The organism is Streptococcus cristatus (genome assembly GCF_963529205.1).
Taxonomy (GTDB): domain Bacteria; phylum Bacillota; class Bacilli; order Lactobacillales; family Streptococcaceae; genus Streptococcus; species Streptococcus cristatus_O.
Window position 1 is genome coordinate 1 of sequence record NZ_CAURYF010000041.1, and the last position, 13071, is coordinate 13071.

The following is a 13071-nucleotide window of genomic DNA, read 5'->3' on the forward strand; positions in this document are numbered from 1 at the left end:
AATTGGTTCAATTGGGGATTTATCCAGCCGTGGATCCACTTGCTTCAAGCTCTCGAGCTCTTTCTCCTGAGATTGTTGGTGAAGAGCACTATGCAGTGGCAGCTGAAGTGAAACGCGTATTGCAACGTTATCATGAATTGCAGGATATCATTGCCATCCTAGGTATGGATGAGTTGTCAGATGAAGAAAAGACTTTGGTTGCGCGTGCGCGCCGGATCCAATTCTTCCTGTCTCAAAACTTCAACGTTGCGGAGCAATTTACTGGTCAGCCGGGATCTTATGTGCCTGTAGCTGAGACAGTTCGTGGCTTTAAAGAAATCCTCGAAGGCAAGTACGATAAGTTACCAGAAGATGCCTTCCGTGGTGTCGGTTCGATTGAGGATGTCATTGCTAAAGCAGAAAAAATGGGATTCTAAGAGGTGAATGATGGCTCAAATGACAGTACAAATCGTTACACCGGATGGTCTGATTTATGATCACCGTGCTGCATTTGTTTCCGTAAAAACGATTGACGGAGAAATGGGAATTTTGCCTCGCCATATCAATACAATTGCTGTTTTGGAAGTGGATCAAGTCAAGGTACGCAGAATCGATGATGATAAGCATATTGACTGGATTGCGGTCAACGGTGGCATCATAGAAATCGCTGATAATGTGATTACCATTATCGCGGACTCAGCTGAGCGTGAGCGTGATATTGATATCAGCCGTGCCGAGCGAGCTAAGCTACGTGCTGAGAAAGAGATCGAAGAAGCCCAAGACAAGCATTTGATTGACCAAGAGCGACGTGCTAAAATCGCTCTCCAGCGTGCCATCAACCGTATTAACGTTGGAACAAGAATGTAATGAAAAAAGAATGGAATTTCCATTCTTTTTTGCTGTCTCATACTCCTTTCCGCTAGAAATAGCTCTTCTTATGGTATAATAAAATCTATGATAGAATTAATGTTTCGATTATGCAGTCATCTGCTCTTTATCTTTATGTCTTTTCACCTTTTAGCGACAGTAGTCAGTTGGGAAAAATTTTTAAAAGTAAATGCTGATAATGCCATCAAAATTCGTTTTTTGATTTTATTGCTAAGTATTGCCTTGGGCTACATGACTAGCCTATTTTTTATCGGTATTTATGATATGAGTCGGGCAATCTTTAATGGAACTTTATAAGGTCAGATTGTTGATTTTATGATATGATAGTAAGGATGAATTTTTAAGATTTGGAGTAACTAGTTAGTATGGAAAAAATTATTATTCAGGGTGGAAATAACCGTCTGGTTGGTAGAGTTAGGATTGAAGGAGCTAAAAATGCGGTGCTTCCGCTGTTGGCAGCAACTGTTTTAACCAGTGAGGGAAAAACAACTCTTAAAAATGTGCCAGTTCTTTCGGATGTTTTTACCATGAACAATGTTGTTCGCGGCTTGAATACGCAGGTAGACTTTAACCAAGATGAAAATACTGTAGTTGTAGATGCGACTAAACCATTGACCGAAGAGGCTCCTTATAAGTATGTCAGCAAGATGCGGGCTTCGATTGTAGTATTGGGTCCCATTCTTGCTCGTAATGGGCATGCAAAAGTATCCATGCCGGGTGGTTGTACGATTGGTAGCCGTCCGATCGACCTCCATTTGAAGGGCTTGGAGGCAATGGGTGCTCAGATTACGCAGACTGCGGGTTATATCGAGGCCAAGGCAGACCGCTTGATGGGAGCCCATATCTACATGGACTTCCCAAGTGTTGGCGCGACACAGAATATTATGATGGCGGCAACTTTGGCTCAAGGTACCACTGTTATTGAAAATGCTGCTCGAGAGCCTGAGATTGTTGACTTGGCTTTATTGTTAAATAAAATGGGCGCTAAAGTCAGAGGGGCAGGAACGGAGAATATAACAATCATCGGTGTTGAAAAACTTCATGGAGCTGAGCACAATGTCGTGCAAGACCGTATCGAAGCTGGAACCTTTATGGTTGCTGCTGCCATGACAGGTGGTGACTTGCTGATTGAAGATGCGATTTGGGAGCACAATCGTCCACTTTTATCAAAAATGCAAGAAATGGGTGTGGAAGTGACTGAAGAAGACGAGGGGATTCGTGTCCGCTCGGATGTTTCAAAGTTAAAAGCTGTTTCTGTCAAAACCTTGCCCTATCCAGGCTTCCCAACTGATATGCAGGCTCAGTTTACTGCCTTGATGGCGATAGCGCAAGGAGAGTCTGTCATGGTTGAGACGGTCTTTGAAAATCGCTTCCAGCACTTAGAAGAGATGCGACGGATGGGACTTCACTCCGACATCATGCGGGATACCGCTCGGATTTGGGGTGGTAGCAGCCTGCAAGGAGCAGAAGTGATGTCGACAGATCTTCGAGCTAGTGCAACCTTGATTTTGATGGGCTTGATTGCTGAAGGCGAAACAAAAGTTAGCAAGTTAGTTCATTTGGATCGTGGCTATTATAAATTTCATGAAAAGCTGGCAGCTCTTGGTGCCAACGTCAAACGTGTAAAGGAAGAAGATGATGAGTGAAAATTGGAAATATTTGGCTAGACAACTAGGCATCATTTCCTTGGTGCTGGTAGTCGCTTTTATCATTTTTTGTCTTGGTCTGGTCATCGGATATGGTGTGATTGGAAATGCAGATAATCCTTGGTCTATCTTATCACCAGATACTTGGAAAGAGCTTATTTCTAAGTTTACTGGTCAGTGATCTGCCGAGAGTGTTCGTTAATTTACTGACTGTGCAGAATCTTTGCACAGTCCTTTTAAATGGATAGGAAAATATGCCAAAAAAGAAATTACAAAAAAAGAGCACTAAATCTACTCAGACGATAGCTGGGCTTCTGGTTGCTCTGACTTTATCACTGGGAGCCTACTTTTTTGGAAATGGCACTCAGTCACCAGCAGTAAATATACCTGCAGTTGTCAGTCAAAATAAGGATACCAGCACACCAGATCAAGCGCTGGCTGAGAGTGTTCTCACAGACTCAGTGCGTTCGCAACTTGGTGGAAAAATCGAGTGGAATGGGGCAGGGGCTTTCATCATCAATGGGAATCAAACGAACTTAAATGCCAAAGTGTCGAGTGCGCCTTATGCAGATAATAAAACGAAGATGGTTCAGGGGCAGACTGTTCCAACAGTCGCCAATGCCTTGCTTGCCAAACCGACCCGCCAGTATAAATCACGAGAAGAAACGGGAAATGGTTCCACTTCTTGGGTCCCTGCCGGTTGGCATCAAGTCAAACATCTATCAGGTGAATACAACCATGCAGTAGATCGCGGGCATCTCTTGGCTTACTCTCTCATCGGTGGCTTAAAGGGCTTCGATGCTTCCACTAGCAATCCAGCCAATATCGCAGTCCAAACAGCCTGGGCCAATCAGGCCAATAAAGATAACTCGACGGGACAGAATTACTATGAAACTCAGGTTCGTCGTGCTTTGGATCAGAATAGGCGAGTCCGCTATCGCGTCACTTTGATCTATGCTTCAGAAAATGATCTGGTGCCATCTGGCTCGCATTTAGAAGCCAAGTCCAGCGATGGAAGTTTGGAATTCAATGTCTTTGTTCCCAATGTCCAGTCAGGAATTGCCCTTGATTATCGAACTGGCAGAGTGAGCCTTAGATAAATGTGATTTAAATAATATGATCCATTTGAAGTTAGCAGCTAGGTTGGCTTGAAGGCCTTCAATAGACTTCTTGGCGCCTTAAGAGGTGCCGATTTTGCTTTATATTGAAATGAGCATAAACTAAAAGTAAAAAATACTGTGCAAACCTTTTCTACGCTGAAAAAATTTGCTATAATGAAAGGGAGAACGAATACAGAGGAGAATATCATGTCAAAAAAAATTATTGGGATTGATTTAGGCGGAACTTCTATCAAATTTGCTATTTTGACGCAAGAGGGTGAAATCCAAGAAAAATGGTCTATTAAGACCAATATTTTGGACGAGGGAAGCCATATTGTAGACGATATGATTGAGTCTATCCAGCATCGCTTGGGGCTCTTAAATCTATCAGCAGAGAACTTTATCGGAATTGGAATGGGTTCACCGGGTGTGGTTGACCGTGAGAAAGGGACTGTTATCGGTGCCTACAACCTGAACTGGAAAACCCTCCAACCAATTAAAGAAAAAATTGAAAAAGTCTTGGGCATTCCTTTCTTCATCGATAATGATGCCAACGTAGCTGCGCTTGGTGAGCGTTGGATGGGTGCTGGTGAAAACCAACCAGACGTGGTCTTTATGACACTTGGTACTGGTGTTGGTGGCGGTATTGTTGCAGAAGGTAAACTTCTTCACGGTGTAGCTGGGGCAGCAGGAGAGCTGGGGCACATCACTGTTGACTTCGACCAACCAATCGCATGTACCTGTGGTAAAAAGGGCTGTCTTGAGACAGTTGCTTCAGCAACAGGGATTGTCAACTTGACGCGTCGCTATGCTGACGAATACGAAGGCGATGCGACCTTGAAACGCCTGATCGATGATGGTGAAGAAGTAACTGCTAAAACTGTTTTTGACCTTGCAAAAGAAGGCGACGACCTTGCTTTGATCGTTTACCGTAACTTCTCACGTTACTTGGGAATTGCTTGTGCCAATATTGGTTCCATCCTTAATCCATCAACGATTGTTATCGGTGGCGGAGTGTCAGCAGCGGGAGAATTCCTTCTACAAGGTGTTCAAAAAGTCTACGACGAAAATACCTTCCCACAAGTACGCACATCTACAAAATTAGCTCTTGCAACTCTAGGAAATGATGCTGGAGTTATCGGAGCAGCTTCGCTGGTACTTCAATAGTTCTAACTACTTCCTCTCTTAGCATAGCTATAAGGAGGGCTAAAATGAAGAGAAAAATCGCTTATTTTCTAGTATTACTTCCCATCTTTATTTTGATTTTATCCGCTTGCAAATCAAAGACAGAGGGCTTTCTGACCATATTGGATAGTCAGAATCAGCAAGTTTATCAGACAAATAATACCAAAACTTTGGATGAATTTGCAGACATTCTGGATAAGGTCGAATCTGAGGAAGACAATGAAGATGCCTGGATTGATTTACCTGATGATGCAGAGGTTAATTATATCTACGATATTAGTGGGAGAAAGGGAGAAAGTGGCGTTAAATTCACGACCTACAAAAACTACCCCTATGTCACCCTTTCAAATATTCCTGCTGTGTCAGATATTACCTTGAGGTTATCAGAAAAAGATGCGAATAAGCTTAATCATCCAGATGAATGGGTCAAATAAAGTTTTCTCCTGCTAAACTTGGCAGGAGAATTTTTATGGAAAATTTGCTATACTAGAAAAAGCTCACTGAACGAAGGAGAAATCATGACGCTAGCAGATACGATTTTCAAAGAGAATATAAAAAAGATTATGGAGCAAGGTGTTTTTTCTGAGAATGCCCGTCCGCGATACAAGGATGGAAATGTGGCTAACTCCAAATATATCACTGGTTCTTTTGCAGAATATGATTTGAGCAAAGGAGAGTTCCCAATTACGACTCTGCGCCCTATTGCTATCAAGTCTGCCATCAAAGAAGTCCTTTGGATCTATCAAGACCAGTCTAATAGTCTGGAACTGCTCAACGACAAGTATAATGTTCACTACTGGAATGACTGGGAAGTTGGTGATACGGGTACGATTGGTCAGCGCTACGGAGCTGTTGTCAAAAAGCATGATATTATCAATAAAATTCTCCAACAGCTGGAGGCTAATCCTTGGAATCGCCGCAATATCATCTCTCTCTGGGATTATGAAGCTTTTGAAGAAACAGATGGCTTGCTTCCATGCGCTTTTCAGACCATGTTTGACGTTCGGCGTGTAGATGGAGACATTTATCTGGATGCGACTCTGACCCAGCGCTCAAATGATATGTTGGTTGCTCATCACATCAATGCTATGCAGTATGTGGCTCTGCAGATGATGATTGCCAAGCATTTCGGTTGGAAAGTCGGCAAGTTCTTTTACTTTATCAATAACTTGCACATCTATGATAACCAGTTTAAGCAGGCGGAGGAACTGTTACGCCGAGAACCTAGCAACTGCCAACCTCGACTCGTTTTAAATGTGCCGGATGGGACCAATTTCTTTGATATCAAAGCAGAGGACTTTGAGCTATTAGACTATGATCCGGTCAAACCTCAACTCAAATTCGACTTAGCGATTTGATTGTATTTTCCCTACTGAATGAAGGTCAGTGGGGATTTTAAATTTCCTAGAGCAAATGATTGAAATATATTTTGTAAGTGCTATAATGACAATAGATATATGTGTTTCGCTATTGCCTATCTCGGAGGTATTGATATGGAAGCAAATTTTTTAACACATAGAAGCAGGAGAAAGCTCTTTAGTCTAGGCATTTGTTCATTTTTGCTTGGCCTATCGGTTTCTGTGACACCGATGGCTGTTGTGGGTGCGGATGAAGTCCAGCAGGCAGAGTCCCAACCTGAGCAAATTGCGGATTCTTCAGTGGAAGAAGATGACTTTCTGCAGCTTGTAGACCAAGGTTCGGATGGGGCAAATCAGGGAAAGAAATCTTATACGATTGATTTGCTTTGTCATGGAAAAGGCCCTAAAAACAAAGGGACCGAGCAAAGCAATGCTGAGGATTCAACTGAAGGTAAGTCAGTCAAAAGAGAGGGGTGCGATATTGATCCCTTAGCGGATAAGAAAGAGGCCGCCACTGCTGAGCCTAAGAAGACAGACTCAACCCTCTTGAACGTTTCCTTGTTTGGCCTTGTGGCTGCTGTTGTAGGATTTGTCTTTGTCAAAAAGATGAAGAAAGAGTAATTTGCCTAGCAAACAAATAGTCGATAATCTTTTTGGTTATCGATTTTTTATCTGGATTGTCTGACAAAAATAAATAGATAGAAGTGATAGTCCAAACAAGTCTTTTTTAATAAATTTTGATAGAATAGAAATATCAATGTGAAGGATAGAGAAATGACAAAAAAGATTGCGGCGATTTGGGCACAGGATCAAAATGGTCTGATTGGCAAAGACCAAAGCTTGCCATGGCATTTACCAGCAGAGTTGAAGCATTTCAAAGAAATCACGACTGAACATGCAATTCTAATGGGGCGGGTAACTTTTGATGGCATGCATCGACGCGTGTTGCCAAATAGACAGACTCTGATATTGACACGTGATAGGGATTATCAGATTGAAGATGAGCGTGTTTTGGTGTTCCATGATCTCCCAGCGGTGTTGAAATGGTACCAAGAGCAAGAGAAGAATCTTTATATTATCGGTGGCGGTCAAATCTTTTCTTTATTCGAGCATGAATTGGATGAGGTGATTAAGACAGAAATCCATGCTAGCTTAGAAGGTGATACTTATTTCCCAGCAGACTTTGATTTGACACAGTTTGATGAAGTAAGCAGTCGTTTTCGACCCAAAGATGAAAAAAATGAGTATGATTTCACCGTAAAAATCCTCAAAAGAAAGGGTTCATAGGAATGGAAAGAAGTGTTTTTGGTTTTTTTACGGCCTTTTTATGTGCAATTTGTCTGACTTGTTCTTTTCAGACTTTTCGTAAAAAACGTTTTGGATTGGCTATTTTATTTTTGTTAAATGCTTTTACGAATCTTGTTAATTCCATCCATGCTTTTTATATGACCCTCTTTTAAAATGTAAATAAAAAATTGAATTAGAAATTTAGAATGGGAGTAAACAATGCCTACAAATCGTAATAATGAGATGATGGTATATTGTTCTTTCTGTGGAAAGAATCAGGACGAAGTCCAAAAAATTATTGCGGGCAACAATGCCTTTATCTGTAATGAATGTGTCGAATTGGCGCAGGAGATTATCCGAGAAGAATTAGCTGAGGAAGTTTTAGCTGATCTTTCTGAAGTACCAACACCGCAAGAATTGCTCAATATCTTGAACCACTATGTGATCGGTCAGGATCGGGCTAAGCGTGCTTTGGCAGTTGCCGTTTACAATCACTATAAGCGGATTAATTTTCATGATAGCCGCGAAGAGGATGATGTGGAACTACAAAAATCAAACATCCTCATGATTGGTCCAACTGGATCTGGGAAAACATTCCTGGCTCAAACCTTGGCGCGCAGTCTCAATGTTCCTTTTGCTATCGCGGATGCGACAGCCTTGACTGAGGCTGGCTATGTTGGTGAAGACGTGGAAAATATCCTGCTCAAGCTTTTACAGGCAGCTGACTTCAATATCGAGCGGGCAGAACGCGGTATTATTTATGTGGATGAAATCGACAAGATTGCTAAGAAGAGCGAAAATGTTTCTATCACTCGTGATGTTTCAGGTGAGGGTGTTCAGCAAGCCTTGCTGAAGATTATCGAAGGAACAGTTGCTAGCGTGCCTCCTCAGGGTGGTCGTAAGCATCCGCAACAAGAAATGATTCAGGTTGATACCAAGAACATTCTCTTTATCGTTGGTGGTGCTTTTGACGGTATCGAAGAAATTGTTAAACAACGTCTTGGTGAGAAGATTATCGGTTTCGGTCAAAACAATAAGGCAATCGACGAAGGTGCGTCTTATATGCAGGCTATTGTCGCTGATGATATTCAAAAATTTGGGATTATTCCTGAGTTGATTGGTCGTTTGCCAGTTTTTGCAGCCCTAGAGCAGCTGACTGTTGATGATTTGGTTCGCATTTTGAATGAACCGAAAAATGCGCTAGTGAAGCAATATCAAACCTTGCTTTCTTATGATGATGTTGAGCTTGAATTTGACGAGGAAGCCCTGCAAGCCATTGCTAGGAAAGCCATCGAACGCAAGACAGGTGCGCGTGGCCTTCGTTCAATTATTGAAGAAACCATGATGGATGTCATGTTTGAAGTTCCAAGTCAGGAAAATGTCAAGCTGGTTCGTATCACGAAGGAAGCAGTGGACGGCACAGACAAGCCAATCTTAGAAACTGCCTAGGGGAAGCTTATGGAAATCAATACACATAATGCTGAGATTTTACTGAGTGCAGCCAATAAATCGCATTACCCTCAGGATGATATCCCGGAAATAGCCTTGGCGGGTCGCTCCAATGTCGGTAAATCTAGTTTTATCAATACTCTTCTTAATCGCAAAAATCTAGCACGGACTTCAGGTAAGCCTGGTAAAACGCAACTGTTGAACTTTTTTAACATTGATGATAAGCTCCGTTTTGTGGATGTTCCTGGCTACGGCTATGCCAAGGTTTCGAAAACGGAGCGCGCTAAATGGGGCAAAATGATTGAGGAATACTTGACCAGTCGGGACAATCTGCGAGCGGTCGTGAGCCTAGTAGACTTACGCCATGATCCTAGTGCAGATGATGTGCAGATGTATGAATTTCTCAAATACTATGAAATTCCAGTTATTGTTGTGGCTACCAAGGCTGATAAAATTCCACGTGGTAAGTGGAACAAGCATGAGAGCGCCATTAAGAAAAAGCTGGACTTTGATAAAACTGATGATTTTATTATCTTTTCTTCAGCTGATAAAACTGGTCTTGATCAAGCCTGGGATGCTATTTTAGGCAAGATCTAGATGTTAGATGATAAGGAAAATGAGATAGTTGAATTTTCAGAGTTTAAGATCATAGCCTGATTCCGTATGGGTTGGAGTCAGGTTATTTTCATCTTCAGTTCAGTCTGTATATCTTAGTGATAAGGCTCATTGTGCAAGTCGAACGAGGAAGTTTTGAATGGAACAATCGTGGCATGTGAAACTTATATTTGAGGAAGATCTAAAAAAATGTCATATACTTGTAATTTATTGCTAATGTTATTTTGCTTTTAGTATGTTACAATAGTAGAATAAATATTGTATTTAGGAGAAAGACTGTGAAGAAGAGAATTTCAAAAGAAAGAAAAAAACTTTTGACAGGTTTGGCAGTAATGGCTTCAACCATTGTCTTTGGTCTTGCTTTGTCAAAGCAAATCAAACCAGCAAGTGCAAATGATGCTGTTCAGCAACCATTGAACCAAACAGAATATTTCATTTCACAAATTAGTGAGCCAGCTCGCCAGTTGGCTCAGGATAATGATCTGTATGCTTCTGTGATGATTGCACAAGCTATTTTAGAGAGTGGTTCTGGCCAGTCTGGTCTATCAGGCTATCCTCACTATAATCTGTTCGGGATTAAAGGAGCCTATGCTGGTCAGTCAGCGACGATGGAGACTTTGGAAGAAGATGGTCAGGGCAATACTTACGCGATCAATGATCAATTCCGCTCTTACTCAAGTTACGCTGAGTCACTTCAGGATTATGTCTACGTCTTGAGACAAAGTCATTTTGCGGGAGCTTGGAAGAGCAATGCCCCGACTTATCAAGATGCGACAGCTGCCTTGACAGGTGTATATGCAACGGATAGTCATTACTATGCAAAATTAAACTATCTGATTGAAGCATACAATCTGACCCAGTTTGATTCGCCTAGCTATCAGACAGGAGCGTCTAATATGGTTTACAATCCTTACCGTGGACAATACACGACTCAAGATGTTCTGGAAACAGACCAAGTATGGGCATCACATAACTAGATAAGAAAAAGAGATTGCAATAATCTCTTTTTTGCGTTTTACTAACGAAGTATACGATAATTTCAAATAAGCAGACTTATTTATTTTTAGTAAAACTGACTAAGCTGCTATTTTAGAAAAAGCTTAAGGAGCAAGAATGGGAGCATTTAAAGACTTGCTTGAAAAGCAAGACATAATAATTCTAGATGGTGCTTTGGGGACAGAGCTGGAGAGGCAGGGCTATGATGTTTCTGGTCGGCTTTGGTCAGCCAAGTACTTGCTTGAGAATCCTCAGATTATCCAAGACCTGCATGAAGATTATGTTCGGGCGGGTAGTGACATCATCACCACTTCCAGTTATCAAGCCAGCATTCCAGCTTTGGTCGAAGAAGGATTGAGTTTAGATAAGGCTTATGAAATCTTCAAAGAAACGGTCTTTTTGGCACAGGCAGCTGTTAAAAATGTCTGGCAGGGATTATCGCTAGATGAGCAGCAGAGTTCATATCCTTTGATAGCTGGATCTGTCGGACCTTATGCTGCTTACCTGGCTGATGGATCGGAATATACAGGAGCCTATCACTTGAGTGAGGAGGAATTTAAAGACTTTCATCGTCCGCGCATTCAAGCCTTGCTGGATGCGGGCTGTGACTTATTGGCACTTGAAACAATTCCTAACGGAGCAGAAACCAAGGCGCTTGTTCATTTACTATCAGAAGAATTTCCTCAGGTGGAAGCCTATTTATCTTTTACCGCTCAAACGGTATCAGCGATTTCGGATGGAACACTGATAGAAGAAGTTGGGCGCTTGGCTCAGTCGAGTCCACAAGTATTGGCTGTCGGTTTTAACTGCACAGCTCCACATTTGATTGCTCCTTTATTAGAAAAGTTGAAACAGGTGTGCGATAAGCCCTTACTAGCCTATCCAAATTCTGGAGAGGTCTATAATGGGGTGACGAATACTTGGCAGGACAATCCTGAGCAGCAGTTTTGTTTAACTGATTACAGTCAGCTTTGGAAGAAGCAGGGCGTTCAGCTTTTTGGCGGTTGCTGTCGAACTCGGCCAGAAGATATAAGGCGGCTAGCAAGCGAACTAAGAACTTGAAATGTAGTTTTCCAAATTCAATTTCAAATTTAGCAAAAAACTTACAGAAAACGCTTTCGAAAAATAAAAGTTTGTGATATACTGTACATAGTTAAATTTAGAGGAGAATTATTATGGTCGAATCGACATTTATTCCAAAAATAGAAGCAGCTTGTCGTAAGAAAGAAGGCTTGTTTGACACAAGCAAAGGGAAGTATGCTGTTCGCTCTATCTTTGCGGGGGCCTTTCTGACTTTCAGTACAGGAGCAGGAGCTATTGCGGCAGACCTGACAAATAAGATTGTCCCAGGAACGGGTCGTTTTCTCTTCCCTTTTATCTTTGCTTGGGGATTGGCCTATATCGTCTTTTTGAATGCTGAGCTGGTGACTTCCAACATGATGTTTCTGACGGCGGGCACTTTTCTGAAGAAGATCGACTGGAAAAAGGCTTTGATGATTTTGCTGTATTGTACTTTTTTCAATCTGATTGGCGCCTTGATTGCCGGCTGGCTCTTTGCTAATTCGGCAGCTTATGCGGGACTTAGCAAGGAAAGTTTCATTGCTGGTGTTGTGCAGATGAAGCTTGCCCGTTCCAATGAACTTATTTTACTTGAGGGTATTCTAGCCAATGTATTCGTTAATATTGCGATTCTTTCCTTCGTCTTGGTGAAAGATAGTACAGCCAAGCTTTTCTTGGTTATTTCAGACATTTATATGTTTGTCTTCTTAACCAACGAACACTTGGCAGCCAACTTTGCTTCTTTTGCTATCGTTAAGTTTAGCTCAGCTGCATCAGAGGTGGCAAATTTTGGTATTGGAAATATCCTGCGCCACTGGGCTGTGACCTTCGTAGGAAACCTGATTGGCGGTGGTCTTCTAATCGGTCTGCCATATGCTTGGTTCAATAAAAAAGAAGAACATTATGTAGATTAAAATGTAGCCTTAGGGCTACATTTTTTTTGAAGAAGTGACGCTATGATTCCCGTCTAGATCTGCTTAAATTGACAAACATATAAAATTTTGTTAAACTTTATTAATATTTTTATATTTAAGGAGATCTTGATGAATAAACTTACTATTCAAGCACCAGATGGCAGCAATGTTAAAACTTTGTCACCAATGTACTCTATTACAACCTTGCTATTTAACTTTTTCGTTCCTCTTTTTCGTAAAGACTGGAAATACTTTGGGATCATGCTTGGATCACTGTTTGTATTTGCTGTGATTGCAACGCTTCTTATCCCAGATGATTTCTTAAGACCTGCAGGAACTGCCTACAATTTGTTTTGGGCCTTTTTCTATAATCGTCTTTGGATAAAAGACCGAGTTTTCACAGATGGATGGGTGCCTGCTGACGATGCTAGTAAAGCCTTGCTTGACAAGACTTTTCCTAAAAATGCATAAAAAATTAAAAAGATTGCACAAAAAGCTTGCAATCTTTTTTTTCTTTTGCTATAATTATCCATGGTTTGAAAAAAACTGCCTAAGACAGTAGGGGAGCTTGACTCATAAAGATCCTACCGAGGAC

At 41.5% G+C, this 13071-nt stretch carries 17 protein-coding genes and 1 other annotated feature; all 17 genes read left to right on the forward strand.

Annotation, left to right across the window (positions count from 1 at the left end; genetic code table 11):
* On the forward strand, positions 1-416 hold a 416-nt coding region (locus RWS39_RS08375), incomplete at its 5' end, for an ATP synthase beta subunit C-terminal domain-containing protein (RefSeq protein WP_462982796.1).
* 7 nt (positions 417-423) lie between these two features.
* Positions 424-846, forward strand: a complete 423-nt coding sequence (locus tag RWS39_RS08380) for a F0F1 ATP synthase subunit epsilon (RefSeq protein WP_005589741.1) — start codon at positions 424-426, stop codon at positions 844-846.
* Between the two features lie 87 nt (positions 847-933).
* On the forward strand, positions 934-1164 hold the full coding sequence (locus RWS39_RS08385; RefSeq protein ID WP_125379579.1) for a DUF1146 family protein: 231 nt from the start codon (positions 934-936) through the stop codon (positions 1162-1164).
* A 68-nt stretch (positions 1165-1232) separates the two neighbouring features.
* Entirely contained in the window at positions 1233-2513 is a 1281-nt protein-coding gene (gene murA / locus RWS39_RS08390; RefSeq protein WP_314482429.1) for a UDP-N-acetylglucosamine 1-carboxyvinyltransferase, read from the forward strand.
* Positions 2506-2694: a DNA-directed RNA polymerase subunit beta gene (locus RWS39_RS08395; protein ID WP_125372933.1), complete on the forward strand. Its 189-nt coding sequence runs from the start codon at positions 2506-2508 to the stop codon at positions 2692-2694. The genes murA and RWS39_RS08395 overlap by 8 nt, the downstream gene beginning before the upstream one ends.
* Positions 2695-2767: 73 nt before the next feature.
* Complete coding sequence (locus RWS39_RS08400) at positions 2768-3613, forward strand: DNA/RNA non-specific endonuclease (protein WP_314482432.1); 846 nt, start codon at positions 2768-2770, stop codon at positions 3611-3613.
* 207 nt (positions 3614-3820) lie between these two features.
* Entirely contained in the window at positions 3821-4780 is a 960-nt protein-coding gene (locus RWS39_RS08405; protein ID WP_314482435.1) for an ROK family glucokinase, read from the forward strand.
* A 44-nt stretch (positions 4781-4824) separates the two neighbouring features.
* A complete protein-coding gene (locus RWS39_RS08410) occupies positions 4825-5232 on the forward strand; it encodes a hypothetical protein (protein WP_314482438.1) in 408 nt (135 codons plus the stop codon).
* Between the two features lie 84 nt (positions 5233-5316).
* On the forward strand, positions 5317-6156 hold the full coding sequence (locus RWS39_RS08415) for a thymidylate synthase (protein ID WP_314482441.1): 840 nt from the start codon (positions 5317-5319) through the stop codon (positions 6154-6156).
* Between the two features lie 135 nt (positions 6157-6291).
* Positions 6292-6777, forward strand: coding sequence for a hypothetical protein (locus tag RWS39_RS08420; protein WP_314482443.1), 486 nt, complete (start codon positions 6292-6294; stop codon positions 6775-6777).
* 153 nt (positions 6778-6930) lie between these two features.
* The gene (locus tag RWS39_RS08425) at positions 6931-7443 is read left to right on the forward strand and encodes a dihydrofolate reductase (protein ID WP_314482444.1); all 513 of its coding nucleotides are present in this window, start codon (positions 6931-6933) and stop codon (positions 7441-7443) included.
* A 219-nt stretch (positions 7444-7662) separates the two neighbouring features.
* Positions 7663-8892: an ATP-dependent Clp protease ATP-binding subunit ClpX gene (clpX, locus tag RWS39_RS08430; protein ID WP_314482447.1), complete on the forward strand. Its 1230-nt coding sequence runs from the start codon at positions 7663-7665 to the stop codon at positions 8890-8892.
* A 9-nt stretch (positions 8893-8901) separates the two neighbouring features.
* Entirely contained in the window at positions 8902-9489 is a 588-nt protein-coding gene (gene yihA, locus RWS39_RS08435) for a ribosome biogenesis GTP-binding protein YihA/YsxC (RefSeq protein WP_148876431.1), read from the forward strand.
* A gap of 296 nt (positions 9490-9785) precedes the next feature.
* On the forward strand, positions 9786-10484 hold the full coding sequence (locus tag RWS39_RS08440) for a glucosaminidase domain-containing protein (protein ID WP_314482451.1): 699 nt from the start codon (positions 9786-9788) through the stop codon (positions 10482-10484).
* A 136-nt stretch (positions 10485-10620) separates the two neighbouring features.
* On the forward strand, positions 10621-11565 hold the full coding sequence (gene mmuM / locus RWS39_RS08445; protein ID WP_314482473.1) for a homocysteine S-methyltransferase: 945 nt from the start codon (positions 10621-10623) through the stop codon (positions 11563-11565).
* Between the two features lie 113 nt (positions 11566-11678).
* Positions 11679-12476, forward strand: coding sequence for a formate/nitrite transporter family protein (locus RWS39_RS08450; protein ID WP_314482476.1), 798 nt, complete (start codon positions 11679-11681; stop codon positions 12474-12476).
* Between the two features lie 129 nt (positions 12477-12605).
* Positions 12606-12947, forward strand: a complete 342-nt coding sequence (locus RWS39_RS08455; protein ID WP_125390738.1) for a hypothetical protein — start codon at positions 12606-12608, stop codon at positions 12945-12947.
* A gap of 60 nt (positions 12948-13007) precedes the next feature.
* Positions 13008-13071: a sequence feature (ribosomal protein L10 leader region), on the forward strand. This feature is flagged as partial in the annotation.